This is a genomic window from Priestia sp. FSL H7-0729, from assembly GCF_038005685.1.
Lineage (GTDB): Bacteria > Bacillota > Bacilli > Paenibacillales > Paenibacillaceae > Paenibacillus.
In genome coordinates this window covers 255,855-271,996 of the sequence record NZ_JBBOTQ010000004.1, presented here as the reverse complement: position 1 = coordinate 271,996, position 16,142 = coordinate 255,855, and the positions used below count along the sequence as shown (strand labels likewise).

Sequence of the window (16,142 nt, the reverse complement as noted above, 5' to 3'; positions counted from 1 at the left end):
TTTACCATTTTGTCTGCAACACATAATCATTGGCAGGCATTCATTTTACATATACATTCCTACTTCATAGAGTTTTCTAGCCTGTAGAGTTCTATCTCCTTTATTTCTGTTTTCAGTAAAGAAAAAGAGGGAAGAACGATCTTCATAAGAAAGGAGGGCAAGAGGCTTTAATCTGCAAGCAGGTCTATTTGTCGTTTCAATATTTTTGTAAAAGAATACCCATAACAAGAAAGGTGGAATTGATTGCTATGAGAAAATTGTTTAGTTTAGCTCTTATACTTGTTCTAGTGCTTTCGTTTAATGTAGCTGCCTACGCAGATGGTGATGTGACTCAAGTCAAACCGTTGACAAAGGAAGAAATTATTAATTCCAAAGAATTCCGTGAAGCTGTAAAAGCGGCTAAGGCTGAATTTGAAGCGCAGAAAGCTGATAATGCGGGTGGTCCAGTTCTGTTTGCGCCTGCTCCGAAAGTATCTCACATTAATGTATACGGTGTCGTATCTCCTAATGGCGGTCAAGAAATTTACGGTTTCAATAACAATCCGCTCTCCACGACTAATGATCATGGTGGGGCTTGGATTCAGTGTATTACGTTCCAGATCGGTTATGACAGCAGTCACTACGGCAAACTCGCTGGCAATACTATGACAAACAACTGGTCTGAAGCTATTGATCTGGACGGTGATCGTGTCATAGATGCTTTCGCCCATTCTTGGGTTTATGAATCCCCTAATACAACAGGCGGACAATTTGTAGGTACGGTCTATTCCATTAACATCCCAACACAGTGGACCGCTTGGATTAATGTTCGTTAACAGGAAGGATGTTATATGAATATTGGAGGAACTGGCTATCTTGGTTCTATCCTGAGGAATACGGGAGGTAAGCCCAAAAGCTCATCAGCTTTGGAAACGAATCGGATCGCCCCCAATATGATATGACAGCTCAATTCTTCTGCTAACAATTACGTTAGCTTGATCAGGCGCAGGGATATGTATCCCTGCGTCTTTTCTCATTGTGACGCTACCCTAAGAGCAGTAGCCGAGCAAAAATTGCCAAGGCAATGCCGAGTATCTTTTTGCCACAAAAACCTGACTTGTAGCCCAACAATGCCACGTTCGTACTACTCTTGAATCCAAATCTCAGACTAAATGTATCCAGTGCCTCTTGTCGTACCTTTGAAATGCATCAAAAATAAACAAGCCAACCCACGATTGGACCGGCTTGTTCATTCGAATTTCAACACATGAATTTGTTGAGAAAGCAAGACGTGCATTTTCAACCGCTAATTAGGGAGATACGCTTCCCGCGCCACTATTTTGCTCTACTTTAGTACCCGGTAATTGAATCATTGGCGTATTTGACCCACTTACATATGGAAGCGCTCCATCCCATTTCTTGATGGTTTCATATTCAACGAGTTGGCTGGATAAGGATTGTTGAAGCTCTTTATTGGCTTTAGCTTGACCCTCTGCTTCGATCAATAGTTTGTCTGCATTACCTTGCGCTTCCACGCGCTTGCGCTCTGCTTCTTTCTTGGCGATCTCAAGTTCAGTCGTTTTACGTTCAAGTTCTTGAGATGCTTCGACACGCTTATCGATTGCTTCCTGAGTTTTGGCATCAGGTTGAGGAACACCTACAGTAACGTTGGATACAATAAATCCTAACTCTTTAACGTCATCAGAGAAACGTTGTTGCACATCCACTCCAGCTTCAGATGACTTTTCCCCATACACATCAATCACTGTAAACTTGGAGATCCCTTTACGAGCTGCGTCACGGAAACGTGTTTTGAGATATGTATCCTCTATTTCTTGAATGCTAATTGGCCCAAATGTATTGAATATAGAAGATACTTTACTTGGTTCTACCTGGTAGTTGTAAGCAAAATCGATGGTGATGTTTTTACCGTCAGAAGTTGCAATCTGAATGTCTCTGTATTCCACCGTTTGAATTCGGATCGGATATTTCGTTACTTTATCAAACGCTCCAACCAGTTTCCACCCTTGACTAAGGGTACTATCTTTTACCCCTCCATTAGGTGAATAGACAACCCCAACATATCCGTTAGGTATTCGTGTGACAAAGAAGGTCACCAGTAGCGCTCCCACAATAATAACCAATGCCACCGTGATTGCGCCTAGCCTAAACGTCTTTGAATTTTTCATCAACATTCTCCTCTTGTTTGAATTTATTGTATTTCTTCAGAATTCTACTACCTATTTTATTGAATAGCGGGATCATTAATGCCCATAGAATAAAAGCTAGGATCATGATTAGAATGATTCCCCCAATAAATGGCATATTCGTCCTCCCCTCTTTGGATGTAACCGAGTACAAATTCATAACCAACTAATTATATCCTCTTTTATATATACTTTGTAAATTCATATTAGGTTTCAATGATATTCAGCATCGCTTCCTGTAGGCCTCTGTAGATACCAACATATTCGGAATAAGCCTGCCTTAGTCTTACAAAAAAAAGAGCCATCAAATGGTTGATGGCATGTTCACGAATGTTTAATCTATACGAGCTAAAGTTTATAAACCATTTTCAACAGACTACTTTCCCTCTGAATATAAAAATACATAAATGCTCTCATCCGATTTCTCTTCTGAGTAAACAAAACCTAACCGATCAAAACTTCTGATATCCTCCACATCTGTGATCTTGCGTTCTGCCATATATCGTACCATCTCACCTCTGGCCATCTTGGCCCGGGTTGCCTTCTCAACAAGCTTCCCATCGACCATTTGTCCGAACACGCAAGTGATCATCCGGGTTTCCTCCTTCAGAAAAGGTGTGATGTTCTTGCTATACTCTTTGGAAGCCAAATTTAGAATACAACTGCTTTCAGATTGAAGCTGATCCGCCAACTTGCTGCCCCAGAATTGATAGAGCGATTTAAAACCTGGACCTTGCAGCTTGCCCTGCATCTCCAACCGATAAGGGGTAACCCCATCCAAAGGCCGCAACATGCCATAAAAACCGGATAATATGCGTAAATGCTGTTGAAGATACGCCAGTTCCTCATTTTGAAAAACACCCGGAGCCATATATTGATACTGAATGCCCTCATAGGCATATATTGCTGGTGTCAGATTTGCTTTTATATTCATATTCTGAATCCGCTCCACGTTCTGTTCGGCTATTGCATCGTTACACTTCCATAACGTTTTGAGCTCGTCATAGGATAACTTTTGAAGCAAACTCAGTAGCTGCTCTGACTCGTTTATAAATTGCGGCATCTGCGCGATAGCCATAAGATCGGTATCGATCTTCATCTTTTTAGCTGGTGATATAATCATTCTCATCGTGCTGATCCATCCTTAATCTACCGTTGTTTTTGTCGTTATCCATTGTACAGGAATGGACAGGCGAAGCCAATGGTGAAGCATATTATCCTTTTTTGTCTTAGTACGTATGATTGAATTATTCATTCGGATCAGGCGTCAGCTGAATCCATTCATCGGCTCTATAGTAGATATGTTCCTGCGGATTGTCCTTGAATTTGACGACAACAGGATACATCGGCATTTTGCTTCGACGAGCAGTGATGCTTATAATCATATTCCCATCTATTCCTTTTTCGGCGGTTAAATATGTTCTCAAATCATCCTCCAGCTGCTTCATATCACTCTTATACGAGCCATACCATGTAAAAGAAGCGATGACCACTAGTGCAACGATAACTAATGAGGTCTTTAGCAACTTCATTTCTACTCACCCTGACTTTAATTTATATACTAATGACCGAATTTCACCCATCTAATTGAACCACCTTATCTAGAATAGGCCCTTGCTACTAGATCAGATCAAGACTTGTCAATATACTATTACCTGAAGTTGGGTCGAAATTCTCATGGGTGACTATGATCTGGTTTGTTATGATTATAAATAAAATGTATTTAAATTAATAGGGTCTATGAGAAAGGGTGCCGCTTCTTATGTTTATTGTTCATCTACTGCTCGCTCTCGCACTTTTGGGCGGTTCAGACAGCTCCAATGATGCCATATCTACACAACTGAAAGTCAATCCGTTACAACCTCATCCTGCTTATTCTGAACTTGTCTTGGAATCTGGTTTAAAGCCTTTCCGTTCTGAACTAACATACAAAGGATATGATCCAGACTATGATCAATTTGAGCAGGCTGCTAAAATTCTTCAGGACAAGCTTCTTGAAAGCGCACTACCACCACTTTTATCCAAATCCGGAGATACAGGTACATTTGATTATGGCGGACAATTAAAATTGTTAAAAACTGTTCCTCTAAAGCAAAGTATTGAATTCGGCCCATTAACTATTCACATGATGGATGCTCAATTATTAGAAGCTAGTGATATACCAGATGATACTCGTAAAAACATTTCTATTCTGAATCAAGAAGATATCGGTCCTGATATGACGTATATCAAAATCATCTATAGTGTCGAAAATACAACGGATCAAAATATCGGATTTTACGGTTTAAATTCCATTCATCCGAACTTGGGTAAACCTATCTCAGCAGATCGTAATTTCATGAGGAAACCCTATGTTTATCATCAATATGATGGCGTAGTCATGGATAACTTTGGCTATGGTCTAGTCTATACAGATGACCCTGACAAGCTGGAATCCATTGAATTAATTTTCAATAGAATCTATGACTATGACACTGGAGAAACCATTGTAGAGCCTACTTCGTTAAATATTCCTTTCACGATCCAGAAGTAATATTAAACTTATAATTGCTTCAATGCTAAGATACCATTTTTCCAAGTTAGAATAATTATTAAACCCCGACCACGTAACTGCAGAGAAGCAGCATACAGCCGGGGCTTCTTGTTTTATTAAAACAATGCCTTTGCTATCTATTTTTTCTATTTAATAACTCAAACTATCTCATCTCGTAAAATCATGCTGCCCAATGGTCAGCAACGTTGGCCTGCTCTTGCTCCAAACCGAAGTGGCAATCTTCGGATTGTAATAATAGAGTGCTCCGTTCGTCGGATCAACGCCATTTAATGCTTTCCGTGCTGCCTTATAAGAGGTCGCCGTCGGCTTGGTATTAAACTGTCCATCGTCCACCGCCGTGAACTGACCTTTCTGGAAAATGACCTTCGAGATTGATGACGGGAATAAATCCGAATGTACACGATTCATGACAACCGCTCCGACAGCGACTTGTCCTTCAAAAGACTCCCCGCGCGCTTCACCATGAATCAGCTTCGCCAACTGGCGCAGCGTCTCGCCCTCCGCTTTGGCCTTTTTGTTCAGTCTGTTCAGTGTTGCCGGACCTGCAACTCCGTCCGCACTGAGTCCTTGCGCCTGCTGGAACTTGCGGACAGCGCTTTTGGTGATCGAACCATAATAACCGGTCATTCCCGCGTCAAAATACCCCAGGTCACTTAATTGTTCCTGCAATTGCAGTACATGTTCACTGCGAACGCCCTGTTCCAGCTTCTGTGCTCCCGCAGAAGGTGCTGCTACGGTCAACCCGACAGCCATCGCACAAGTACCGAGAAGCATACCCACTCGTCCTGCTCTTTTGCCCGCCTTTCTCCCTCTCCGATGGGTTACTTTTCGGCTAACGGTGATAGGCTCTATGAAGTCAGCACTCAACTGCACATCATCTACCTCATTTGTGCTACCGGCTCTAACCCGTACATCCTCACTGCCCGTGTACTCCAAATTTTTCGTAAACGTCATGTTATTCATAATATTAGTGACCTCCATCTCTTTCGTAGGTTTACTTTCATCCACAACATACACATCATACATTCCGTTTATCTCACTACGTCCATTACTGTTATTATCGCGGTACGCTACATGTATGTCGTTATTTCCATGTACTCGCACCATGTCAATCACGTTGTTGTGGCTTCCATTTATGCTGTTCGCACGAGTCGCTTCACCCATCGTATTGTTTTCATTGAATTCATGTCTCTGATCCATTTCACGCTTGGTCTGCATCTTTTCGTTACCCTCCATTTTCTGAATCCAGATCCTACTTCTTTCCCCTGAATCCTCACGGCTCTACATCCCGAGTGTCATTATAGGATATAGAAAAAATGAAGTCTATCGGACCGATGGAGCATGTAAAAATGAGTCTTGGACACAACAAAAAAAGGCATGAGCCCATGGTCGTATCAGGGTCACACCTCTTCTTGTATCAACGTTGTACCGCTTGTCTAGCCCCCGTTTCCGTAGGCAGGCAGACCCGTACAAAAGTTGCGCTTGAATATAATGACAATTACTCGGCGAGTTCTTGTCCCTTCGTTTCCCGGCCCCAGAACAGCACAGCCGCTGCGCCAATGAGGATGGTCACGAAGAAAATGGTGAAAATCAGGCTGATTGCCACTTCACGCTGAACCAGCATACCGACCATCAGTGGAGCAAGTACGCCACCGATCCGGCCTACCGATGTGGCAAGACCGACACCCGTCGAACGAACGGAAGTCGGATATAATTCCGGGCTGTACGCGTATAATCCACCCCAGGCTCCCAGGTTAAAGAAGGACAGACAGATTCCTGCGGCCAGGATCGTCGCTTCCGTTGTTGCCAGTCCGAACGCAATCGCACTGCATGCGGTCAATGTAAGATAGACAACAAGTACGAACTTGCGACCGTAACGTTCAATGAAGTACGCTGCGGTGAAGTAACCTGGCAATTGTGCGATCGTCATGATCAGCACGTACTGGAAGCTTTTAACCAACGTAAATCCTTTGGCCATCACAACGGAAGGCAGCCACAGGAACATGCCATAATAAGAGAAAATGACGGTAAACCATAAAATCCAGAGCATCAACGTTGTACGGCGATGTGGTGCTGACCAGACGGTAGCCACTTTCTCGCGGAACGTGATTTTACGAAGCTTGGCATGATTCTTATACCGCGGCGGGTCCTGAATGGCACGACGCAGATACAGTGCATAGAACGCCGGAAGTGCACCGATGGCAAAGGCAATTCTCCATCCGTATTCCGGGATGACAAAGTTGGCAATGAGCGCGGATACAATCCAGCCCCCTGCCCAGAAACTTTCCAATAATACAACGGCACGTCCACGTTCCGCTGTAGGCATCGACTCCGATACCAGTGTGGATGCCACAGGCAACTCTCCGCCAAGTCCAATACCTGCAACCAGACGTAGGGCACACAATACGGCAAATCCAGTCGCCAATGCAGATAGACCGCTTGCAATCGTGAAGATTAACAAGGTCCACATCAGAATGGCCTTCCGTCCAAAACGGTCCGCAAGTGCACCTGCAAGCAAAGCACCTAAAGCCATACCGATGGAGTTGATACTTGTCAGCACACCGACTTGTCCGGGACTGAGACTCCATTCCTTGGCGAGTGCAGCCACGATAAAAGAGATCATTCCGACTTCCATCGCATCAAACAGCCAGCTCATGCCGGCACTGAACAGCAGCTTGCGCTGCTTGGGATTCCGCAATACTTCCAGTTTGCTCATCACTTATAGCTCCCTTGATCTCTATGTAGTCACTCTGACACTAAATCATTATTATGCAGAATGCTCCAGAAATCAATGCAAAATAAGCTTTTCCTTCCGATTTCTGCGATACCTTACCCCTTGAGTGAACCTGCTGTCAGCCCTGCAACGAAGTAACGCTGGAGTAACAGGAATAGCACAATCATCGGAATAGCAGTGACAAGTACACCCGTGAGCATCATCGGATAGTTAGTTACATACTCCCCACGGAATTGCATCAGTGCTAGTGGTAAAGTCAGCTTGGACTTACTGCTGAGCATGAGCATCGGAATAAGCAAGTCATTCCATACCATGACGAGCAGGAACGTCGCTGTTGCCGCCAGCGAAGGTGCAGCAAGTGGCAGTGCAATCCGGGTGTAGAGCCTCCATTCGCTTGCTCCATCCATACTGCCCGCTTCCAGAATCTCCGAATTGAGCATGCGCATGAAGCCTGTCAGCATAAATACAGAGACAGGCATGAGCATCGCGGCGGATACGACAATCAGGCCCGTCAGACTGTCTGACCACCCAAGCGTACGCGTGAGGGAATAGATTGGCAGCATGCTCACTTGGGAAGGAACAATTAGGCCTGCCACGAACAGCGCAAATACGATTTTGCCTACGCTGCCGCCCCAGCGGACAATGGCGTAAGCAATCATACTGCTCAGCAGCAGCTCAATCGCAACCGTTCCCAGCGTTACGACCATACTGTTCCCGAAGTATTGCCACATCGGCTGATTGCGGAACATGCCAATGACGTTATCCCACGTGAACGGGTCAGGCCAGCTGAATGGGCTGGTGAAGAAGTTGCTGCTTGTTTTGAACGAAGATACAAATACAAAATACAGCGGAACAAGAATCAGCAGCGCGTACACCAACAGGATCAGTCGATTGAACCATTTTAAAACCATATAAACTCCCTCCCTTCTTTTTTAAGTCTATTAGGTCTACTTCGATGCCGTTCAGGTTCGCCGTTCGGATGGAACGGTTACGATAAATAATTTTACATATCATCCACTCACGGCTCACATACTCACGAACACGCGTCCAATCTTCAATAGCTTACCCGGTCGGCACGAAGTGCCTTGAACTGCAACAGCGTCAAGAGCGCGAGCAACACCAGGAAGATCATGGAACCGGCAGAAGCCAGACCAAATGAATAGCTGCCAAAGGCGGTATGATAGATATATGTTGTCAAAATTTCAGTTGCGTAGTTCGGGCCTCCGTCCGTCATGGTGAAAATGAGGTCAAATGCCTTGAACGACTGAATCGTTGTATAGGCCACAACAATCGTTGCCGAAGGTGCCAGCAGTGGCCAAGTCACGGTACGGAATACCTGCCATTTGCTGCCGCCGTCCATACGAGCCGCTTCATACAGTTCTGCCGGAATACCTTGGAGACCTGCGATGAATACAATCATCATCTGGCCAGCATGGGCCCAGACCTGTACCGCAGCGATGGAATAGATGGCGATCTTCGGATCACCAATCCAGTTGCGGGCGATGCTGCTCATGCCCGCTTCATTCAGTCCATAGTTGATCAATCCAATGGATGGATCATACATGAACGCCCAGATCAGTCCGACCGATACGGAGGACAGAATCGCAGGCAGGAAATACAACGCCCGAAGCACAATGCGTGTCTTGGTATTGCGTACCAAGAGCAGGGCCAGGACAAGTGAGATAAAGGTTTGTGCTATAACTACCGTTAACATGAACTCCACGTTATTACCAAAAGCTTTGCGGAATACGATGCTGCTGAGACTGTCCTTGTAATTATCCAGCCCTACAAATGCATACGACGGGGATACCCCGTCCCAATCCGTAAAGGAGTAGAACAGCCCCGTCAATGTAGGAAATACGAACAATCCAATGTACAGCAGCAACCCGGGGATCAGAAACAGGGATAGCTGAAGACGGTTTTTCATCGTTTATTTCCCGATATGCTGATCAATGATCGCTTGTGCCTGCTGTGCTGCTTCTTCTGGAGAAGTGCCGCTCAGTACAGCCTGAATGGAGTTGGTTACGGCTTTTTGATTATCTCCGTTCAGGATGGTGAACCGTGGCTGGAACACGGTCTTTTTGCTTGCCCATTCTCCGGCTACCTGAAGCTCAGGCGTATCGTACTTCACATCATTCACCGTTACATTCTGTCCCGTCTGGTTGGCGTAGTCACTTGCTACATCGGGATTGCTCAAAAATTCAAGGAACTTCTTCGCTTCTTCTGGATGTTTCGATTTGCTATTCACCGCGAGCATGAATGTAGTGGTATGCACCCCTTCATATTTCGCCTGATCGGCACTTACTGTAATTGGTGCAAGCAGTTTTTGCTCCAGATTCGGGTTTTGCTGTTTGTTCTGAGCGAGTTGATATGATCCACTTGCCAGCATGGCTGCTTTTTCTTGAATGAACAATGCGCCTGCCGCAGGGTCTTTCGTACCCAGTGCATCCTGCTGGAAGTAACCTTTATCGTTCAGCTCTTTAATTTGCGTCAACGTTTTTACCCAGAACTCATCTGTCAGTTTGGCTTCGCCCGCTTCTACTTTGGTAAAAATGTCGTCACTTGGTGCATTGTTCATCACCATCGTGTTCATGAATTGGCCTGGACCAATGTCCGCTCCGGCAAAAGCAATCGGAATGATGCCATTGTCTTTCAGCTTCTGGCAGAGTGCCAGGAAGCCTTCCCAATCGGTTGGTGGCGTCAAGCCGTATTTTTCAAACAGTTTGACGTTATAGATTGGATCGTTATATACAAGTTGATACGGGATCGCATATTGCTTGCCATCGTGCTGCCCTGCTTCAATGAGCTTCGGATTGTAAGCTGACAGGAACGAAGATCCGCTCAGGTCCGTGAACAATCCCGCTTTGGTGAAGGCTTCGAATTGTGCACCCGGGAAGGATGCAAATACATCTCCTACCGAACCGTCACTGATTTTGGATTGAACAGTGGACTGATATTGATCGGAGGGCAATGTCTGCATCTCCACGTTGATGTTCGGATTTTCTTTTTCAAATGCATCAATGGTCTTGTTGAGTGCTTCGGAATCCTCTCCACGCCAATGCATGAAGCTGATCGTAACCTTGCCTGAACCCGAGGAGCCGTTATCTCCAGAGGACGCGTTATCCCCACCGCCGCAAGCTGACAACAGGATGGACATCACCAGCATACTGACGAGCGGCAGGATCATTTTTTTATTTTTTTTCATGAAAGACGACCTCCTGAGGATGATTGATATGTTAACTAAAGAATGTTTATACTGAACGCACTCCGATGGCAGAATAACCTTCAGATCGCTGTTATCCCCAGATTTATTTGATTCCCTTTTATAAAAGGAAAAATCCGGGGATAAAGGCGAACGCTTCGCTTCTTCACGTTATTTCTGTCCTCTCCGTTTTCGTATAAAAAGATTAGTTGAACCTATTTAGTTAGTAGTAACTTGATGCTGCTTCTGTCTTGTTTTCCATTTCTCTCGGATGATTGGCATCACGGTCTGTCCGAAGATTTCGGCCTCTTCCAGATGCGGGTAACCTGACAGAATGAATGTCGTAACGCCCAGATCTCCATATTCCATCAAGCGCTCTGCGACCTGTTCGGCTGTACCCACAATAAGGATTGCACCGCCGGAACGCACAACGGACAAGCCTGTCCACAGGTTGGGACCTACGACAAACTGCTGCTTCTCGGACAGTTCCCGTAACTCGTTCTGTCTGCGTTGGTTGGTTGCATCCGTCTCGGCAAAAGCGGCTTTCGCCTTCTCAATAGCTTCTGGCGGTACTTTGCTAATAATCTCCCACGCTGCTGCCCATGCTTCTTCTTCGGTATCCCGAATGAGTACCTGAGCACGCATGCCGTAACGGAGCTGACGATCTTGTCCAGTCTCCTCTTTCACCTGCTGACGAATGACCTCAATCTCTTCAATCTGCTCCTGAATCCAGTCATGAGGTTCTCCCCACATCAGGAACGTATCCGCATGTTCAACAGCGACCTTCTTGGCAATCGGTGAACTTCCTCCCAGATAGAATGGTGGATACGGATTTTGTACCGTCTCCGGCATGCCTACCGGTCCTTTGAAGTTGTAATACTGGCCGTTGAATTCAGGATTGGGATCGCTGGGTGCGTCAGCTCCTGATTGTGTGCCACTTCCGGCAAATTCCGTCAGATTCAGTCCCGTCGATTGGGTCCATGAACGCTTCATCACTTCCATATACTCACTCGCGCGAACATACCGTTCATCATGCGCATGTGCGAGTGGATCGCCGAGTTCCTCCAGATCCCGAACGGAACTGCCTGTCACTACATTGATCATGGCGCGACCACCAGAGAGCTGATCCAATGCCGCTCCCATGCGTGCAGCGAGTACGGGTGTAACCAATCCCGGGCGAATGGCTACAAGGGGACGCAATGTCTTCGTGTGACTCATTACTGCCGAGCCAACCACCCATGCGTCCAGACAGGCTCCCCCTGTCGGAATCAGTACAAATTCGAATCCTGCCTTCTCCGCCGTCTGTGCCACATCGATCAGATAATCCAGACTTGGCTCCCGCTCCGGGGCAACCCCCACATACTTCCCATCTCCTGCTGTAGGCAAAAACCATCCAAACTTCATTTCTTCCTGTTCGCTCACAAAAGTCAATCCCTTCTATGACTAAATAAAGTCTCATGTTAAAAAAAAGTTACCGTTACGCCTCCTTGACGTTCCAGGTACGAATCGTTCTTCCGATCACTGTTATCCTTGATTTTTTTTGATTCTCCTTTTTAAGGGTAAAAATTCAAGGATAGCTTATGCTTCCGATGTAGCTTTCTTTCAGAAAGCTTTCAGGCGACCGCTTCGCTTCTTCAGAATCGATTTCGTCCCCTCCACTACGTTGGCACTTATTTAGAACATATTTTCAAAGTGTGCCTAATTTCTAATTCATTTAAGAATAATCAAAATCAAATGCCGATTAATTAACTTGGTTTAATAGGTATGGACATCATATCAATTGATTTGTCTGTGAGCAATGTCATTTCGCGGCAATTTTATTTTGTCATTTTGTGGTCTTTTCTCAGATTTAGGTCTTGCTGATCTTGAATATGTATAAAACCCACCTGTATAATAGGTTATAAGCGAAACTTTTAGAAAGCACAAACGATACTTATATACTAAAGAGGTGTTCCTGATGACCGAGAATGAACGCATGAAGGAGGACCACCACGAATTTTTGGATATTATATTCTTCACTCCATCTGAATTTGAGAAAGCCGGGGGCGCCTGGCCGATTCGCATCGGACGAAATATTGCCAAGACCAACTATCATATTGGGCCTCGCACCACACCTTATCATTATTTGTTATTTGTGCTGGAGGGAGAAGGTACCTTTATACAGAACGGACAGCGTCATGCCCTTCGAGCCAGGGATGCGTTCTGCCTGTATCCACATGTAACACATGAATACTGGACGGATCCGGAGGACACATTGCAAAAAATATTTATTGCCTTCGATGGTGCATACGCAGCCGAACTCTTGTCTCGAATCGGACTCACACCCGACTCACCGTATCGTTCAGGTGTACTGACGCCGGAAACTGCAAGTGCCATGCGCTCGTTCATGGAGGATGTTCGCAAACCGCAGGATGGAGCAAGCGATCTGGGACGACTCACCCGGTTTCTAAGCCTCTTTGACCGGATAGCCCGTTCCCCGGCAACCAAAGGATTGCAACCGGATTCAGCCACACCTTGGCTCCAGAAAGGCAAGGAATACATGGATATTCATTTTGCAGGCGGCATCTCCGTGGAAGGTGTGTCCGCTCATGCGGGTGTGGATCGAACCCATTTTGCCAAACAGTTTCGCAAAGCCTATGGTCTGTCCCCCGTACAATACATCCAGCAATTAAAAATGAATCAGGCCAAACGTCTGCTCGTTCAGACCCCGTTAAGCTTAACGGAAGTGGCTCATTCTGTCGGTTACCCCGACTTGTTCTCCTTCTCCAAAGCGTTCAAAAAGCAAGTAGGTCTACCACCCAATCGCTATCGGACCTCAGAAAGCACGAAAGAGTAGGGAGCGGCCTTTCGCTACCCAGCCTATCATTCAGCCTCGTGTACCACGCCTTGTTTGCGGTTGTGTACAATGTCCCCTTTACCGAACAACGTGCAGAAGAGGACTTCGAAGAAGCTTTCCGTAAAATCTAAACATCCTTGTTAGATGCGAATTACAGTGGATTTTGCAGCACTCCTGTATATCGTAGTATTGCAAAACCAATTGCTTAATCCACCACCAAAGAAGGCAAGCCCCATCTGTCCGGGACTTGCCTTCTTTCTTATTATAGCTTGATTAACGTATCATGCAGGAATCAGGTACTTTTCACTGACGTAACGCTATTCCTTCTTCTCATCCTTACGTGCAAGCGGAATACCGTTCTCCTTCGCATACCATGCTTCATAATGATGCACAGCCACACCTGCAAAAGAGGAATGGGAAGAGCCTAGATCGAACACCTTGGCCATTTCTTCATTCATGTTGCTAACGGGTTTACGGAAAAAGGTCAGGTGATCCCCTTCGTGTGTATCCGCGAGTTCTGCGCCAATCCAGACTTTCTTGCCCAGATCATCCGCTTCCTCCAGTTCTTCCTTGGACAGATCATACATCTGCTGCCCGCTATCCCGATACGCCATAATCGCCACTGCATCGAAGTGAGAGATGACCCAGCGGCTGAATGTACCATCACCTTCAGCCGACTGACGGGCATCAAGCCAGAACGGAATGGCAGCGCTCATATAGAGTCCGGCATCCTCTCCCGCTTTCGTCCAAGCCTTCATATTGTCGCTCCACTCCGCAATGACACTGCTCTCTTCGTCCTCCCAGCGTTTCAGCTGATACGGCTCCACATCGAGTTGAATACCTTGGAAGCGTTCATTTTTGGCCGAAGCTGCATTGTAGGCTCTCACTCGCTCGATAAAAGCAAGTCCTTCATCCCGCTTCTGCTCATAGGCCCAGTCTGCATGACCATTCAGTCCATGGACTTCGATCTCAGCCTGCCCTGCAGCAGCAATGAACTTGCGGTATGTCGCGTCAGGCACCTCATCCTGAATTTGCAGGAAGATAGTATCCACACCCTGCTCTTTGGAGAAGGCAATAATCTCAGGCGTCTGCTCCGCAATAATGGACGCGTCCCACAGCCAGGTCGCTTTGTGTTCCTCTGCCGAGAACCATTTGAACATCCAGGACAGAAGCAGTAGGCACAACACCACAGCCAGAATGGCCCATTTCGCCATCCCCACCAGTTTGCCCCGTTGCCTCATATATTTCCTCAGACGAGCAACGCTTCACTTGGCTCAAGCACAGGATGCTGTACCGAGTGACCAATCTTGTAGATATGCGGATGTGTGTATGAACGGAACGCATTACGTGTATCCAGAATCGGCACACCCATCTCGGCAATATCAAAGTAAGGCAAATCGCTGTGGTTGGTGATCAGCACGATGCAATCGTACTTTTTGAACTGTTCCAGATTGAACACTTCGCTGTGTACGGTCTCCCCATGCTTGTCCTGGAAGGAATCCGCATGTGGATCGTAATAGCTAACGTTAGCTCCACTTTCCTTGAACAGTTCATACACTTCCAGTCCTGGTGATTCACGCAGGTCGGCAATATTCGGTTTGTACGACATGCCGAGGAGCAGAATATTGGATTTACGTACAGATTTCGCGTATTCGTTCAGAATCGTTGACGTTTTGTTCAATACATAATATGGCATGTTGTCATTGGTAGATTGCGCCAGCTCAATGAATTTGCTATAGAAACGGAAACCTTTGGCTTTCCACGACAGGTACATCGGATCAAGCGGGATGCAGTGTCCACCGATGCCTGGGCCTGGATAGAATGGCATGAAACCAAATGGTTTCGTCGCTGCCGCATCAATTACTTCCCAGATATCGATGCCCATACGATCGCACATCATCGCCATTTCATTTACAAAGGCAATGTTCACGCTGCGGAATGTGTTCTCCAGTAGTTTGGACATTTCAGCCACTTTTGGTGAAGAGACCGGTACTACGGTTTCTACATACTTGCCATACAGTGCAGTTCCAAGTTTCAGGCAAGCTTCCGTTGTACCCCCGATGACTTTCGGTGTATTAAATGTCGTGAACCGTCCGTTGGACGGGTCCACACGTTCAGGCGAGAAGCACAGGAAGTAGTCTTTACCTGCTTCTTGTCCGATCTTGTCCAGCTGCTGCTGGATCAATTCTTCCGTCGTACCTGGATAAGTGGTGCTCTCCAGCGTAATCAGCATACCTGGTTTCATATGCAGTTTGATCTGATCCACGACCGTTTCGATGTAAGACGTATCCGGGTCCTGATTCTCACTGAGCGGTGTCGGTACACAGATGCTGAGTGCGTCAATGACGCGCAGCATGCTGTAATCTGTCGTTGGCTGGAAGCGACCGCTTTGCATGACTTTTTTCAACTCATCGGACGAAATATCGTGAATATAGGAATCCCCTTGATAGATACTCTCTACTTTGGACGCATCCAGATCAATTCCGATTACCGTGAAACCTTGATTGACCATTTCCACGGCAAGTGGAAGTCCTACGTAACCGAGCCCGACAACGCCGAGTACAGCTTCTTTATTTTCAATCGCATTCAGTAATGTGTGGAATTGTTGATTCTCCATGATATTCCCTCCG

At 46.1% G+C, this 16,142-nt stretch carries 15 protein-coding genes; 3 read left to right on the top strand and 12 right to left on the bottom strand.

Features of this window, described 5'->3' with window-relative positions:
- Positions 1 to 248: 248 nt before the first annotated feature.
- Positions 249 to 815 carry a DUF4879 domain-containing protein gene (locus tag MHH93_RS12365; protein WP_500054265.1) on the top strand — a complete coding sequence of 189 codons (567 nt, stop codon included), beginning with the start codon at positions 249 to 251 and terminating at the stop codon, positions 813 to 815.
- A gap of 474 nt (positions 816 to 1,289) precedes the next feature.
- Here the strand turns inward: MHH93_RS12365 and MHH93_RS12360 are convergent, their stop codons facing one another.
- The 4 genes from MHH93_RS12360 to MHH93_RS12345 all read right to left on the bottom strand — a co-directional run bounded on the left by MHH93_RS12360 (position 1,290) and on the right by MHH93_RS12345 (position 3,718).
- A complete protein-coding gene (locus MHH93_RS12360) occupies positions 1,290 to 2,168 on the bottom strand; it encodes a prohibitin family protein (protein ID WP_500054264.1) in 879 nt (292 codons plus the stop codon).
- On the bottom strand, positions 2,146 to 2,244 hold the full coding sequence (locus tag MHH93_RS12355) for a hypothetical protein (protein ID WP_500054393.1): 99 nt from the start codon (positions 2,242 to 2,244) through the stop codon (positions 2,146 to 2,148). Before MHH93_RS12355 ends, MHH93_RS12360 begins: the two co-directional genes overlap by 23 nt.
- A 318-nt stretch (positions 2,245 to 2,562) precedes the next feature.
- The gene (gene yaaA / locus MHH93_RS12350) at positions 2,563 to 3,315 is read right to left on the bottom strand and encodes a peroxide stress protein YaaA (protein WP_500054263.1); all 753 of its coding nucleotides are present in this window, start codon (positions 3,313 to 3,315) and stop codon (positions 2,563 to 2,565) included.
- Positions 3,316 to 3,433: 118 nt separating this feature from the next.
- On the bottom strand, positions 3,434 to 3,718 hold the full coding sequence (locus MHH93_RS12345; RefSeq protein WP_500054262.1) for a hypothetical protein: 285 nt from the start codon (positions 3,716 to 3,718) through the stop codon (positions 3,434 to 3,436).
- A 230-nt stretch (positions 3,719 to 3,948) separates the two neighbouring features.
- Here MHH93_RS12345 and MHH93_RS12340 point away from each other — a divergent pair, with 230 nt between their 5' ends.
- The gene (locus MHH93_RS12340; RefSeq protein WP_500054261.1) at positions 3,949 to 4,719 is read left to right on the top strand and encodes a hypothetical protein; all 771 of its coding nucleotides are present in this window, start codon (positions 3,949 to 3,951) and stop codon (positions 4,717 to 4,719) included.
- Positions 4,720 to 4,887: 168 nt separating this feature from the next.
- Here MHH93_RS12340 and MHH93_RS12335 read toward each other — a convergent pair whose 3' ends face one another.
- The 6 genes from MHH93_RS12335 to MHH93_RS12310 form a co-directional block, all read right to left on the bottom strand.
- Positions 4,888 to 5,514, bottom strand: a complete 627-nt coding sequence (locus MHH93_RS12335; protein WP_500054392.1) for a cell wall hydrolase — start codon at positions 5,512 to 5,514, stop codon at positions 4,888 to 4,890.
- Between the two features lie 724 nt (positions 5,515 to 6,238).
- Entirely contained in the window at positions 6,239 to 7,456 is a 1,218-nt protein-coding gene (locus MHH93_RS12330; RefSeq protein ID WP_124116114.1) for an MFS transporter, read from the bottom strand.
- 113 nt (positions 7,457 to 7,569) lie between these two features.
- Positions 7,570 to 8,385, bottom strand: a complete 816-nt coding sequence (locus MHH93_RS12325) for a carbohydrate ABC transporter permease (RefSeq protein ID WP_192134087.1) — start codon at positions 8,383 to 8,385, stop codon at positions 7,570 to 7,572.
- A 143-nt stretch (positions 8,386 to 8,528) separates the two neighbouring features.
- A complete protein-coding gene (locus MHH93_RS12320; protein WP_500054260.1) occupies positions 8,529 to 9,401 on the bottom strand; it encodes a carbohydrate ABC transporter permease in 873 nt (290 codons plus the stop codon).
- Between the two features lie 3 nt (positions 9,402 to 9,404).
- The gene (locus MHH93_RS12315) at positions 9,405 to 10,679 is read right to left on the bottom strand and encodes an ABC transporter substrate-binding protein (RefSeq protein ID WP_124116112.1); all 1,275 of its coding nucleotides are present in this window, start codon (positions 10,677 to 10,679) and stop codon (positions 9,405 to 9,407) included.
- A gap of 216 nt (positions 10,680 to 10,895) precedes the next feature.
- Positions 10,896 to 12,080: an LLM class flavin-dependent oxidoreductase gene (locus MHH93_RS12310; protein WP_500054391.1), complete on the bottom strand. Its 1,185-nt coding sequence runs from the start codon at positions 12,078 to 12,080 to the stop codon at positions 10,896 to 10,898.
- Positions 12,081 to 12,633: 553 nt separating this feature from the next.
- Between MHH93_RS12310 and MHH93_RS12305 the strand changes: the two genes are divergently transcribed.
- A complete protein-coding gene (locus tag MHH93_RS12305) occupies positions 12,634 to 13,512 on the top strand; it encodes a helix-turn-helix transcriptional regulator (protein ID WP_500054259.1) in 879 nt (292 codons plus the stop codon).
- 317 nt (positions 13,513 to 13,829) lie between these two features.
- Here the strand turns inward: MHH93_RS12305 and MHH93_RS12300 are convergent, their stop codons facing one another.
- Positions 13,830 to 14,753, bottom strand: coding sequence for a hypothetical protein (locus tag MHH93_RS12300; protein WP_500054258.1), 924 nt, complete (start codon positions 14,751 to 14,753; stop codon positions 13,830 to 13,832).
- 8 nt (positions 14,754 to 14,761) lie between these two features.
- Positions 14,762 to 16,129: a nucleotide sugar dehydrogenase gene (locus tag MHH93_RS12295; RefSeq protein ID WP_047843665.1), complete on the bottom strand. Its 1,368-nt coding sequence runs from the start codon at positions 16,127 to 16,129 to the stop codon at positions 14,762 to 14,764.
- Positions 16,130 to 16,142 lie beyond the last annotated feature (13 nt).

Bases quoted from the DNA above. Each gene is read 5' to 3' on its own strand.
- MHH93_RS12320 (WP_500054260.1), bottom strand. From the start codon at position 9,401: ATGAAAAACCGTCTTCAGCTATCCCTGTTTCTGATCCCCGGGTTGCTG.
- MHH93_RS12295 (WP_047843665.1), bottom strand. From the start codon at position 16,129: ATGGAGAATCAACAATTCCACACATTACTGAATGCGATTGAAAATAAA.
- MHH93_RS12365 (WP_500054265.1), top strand. From the start codon at position 249: ATGAGAAAATTGTTTAGTTTAGCTCTTATACTTGTTCTAGTGCTTTCG.
- MHH93_RS12325 (WP_192134087.1), bottom strand. From the start codon at position 8,385: ATGGTTTTAAAATGGTTCAATCGACTGATCCTGTTGGTGTACGCGCTG.
- MHH93_RS12345 (WP_500054262.1), bottom strand. From the start codon at position 3,718: ATGAAGTTGCTAAAGACCTCATTAGTTATCGTTGCACTAGTGGTCATC.
- MHH93_RS12305 (WP_500054259.1), top strand. From the start codon at position 12,634: ATGACCGAGAATGAACGCATGAAGGAGGACCACCACGAATTTTTGGAT.
- MHH93_RS12310 (WP_500054391.1), bottom strand. From the start codon at position 12,080: ATGAAGTTTGGATGGTTTTTGCCTACAGCAGGAGATGGGAAGTATGTG.
- MHH93_RS12315 (WP_124116112.1), bottom strand. From the start codon at position 10,679: ATGAAAAAAAATAAAAAAATGATCCTGCCGCTCGTCAGTATGCTGGTG.
- MHH93_RS12335 (WP_500054392.1), bottom strand. From the start codon at position 5,514: ATGCTTCTCGGTACTTGTGCGATGGCTGTCGGGTTGACCGTAGCAGCA.
- MHH93_RS12330 (WP_124116114.1), bottom strand. From the start codon at position 7,456: ATGAGCAAACTGGAAGTATTGCGGAATCCCAAGCAGCGCAAGCTGCTG.
- MHH93_RS12340 (WP_500054261.1), top strand. From the start codon at position 3,949: ATGTTTATTGTTCATCTACTGCTCGCTCTCGCACTTTTGGGCGGTTCA.
- MHH93_RS12355 (WP_500054393.1), bottom strand. From the start codon at position 2,244: ATGATCCCGCTATTCAATAAAATAGGTAGTAGAATTCTGAAGAAATAC.
- MHH93_RS12300 (WP_500054258.1), bottom strand. From the start codon at position 14,753: ATGAGGCAACGGGGCAAACTGGTGGGGATGGCGAAATGGGCCATTCTG.
- MHH93_RS12360 (WP_500054264.1), bottom strand. From the start codon at position 2,168: ATGAAAAATTCAAAGACGTTTAGGCTAGGCGCAATCACGGTGGCATTG.
- yaaA (WP_500054263.1), bottom strand. From the start codon at position 3,315: ATGAGAATGATTATATCACCAGCTAAAAAGATGAAGATCGATACCGAT.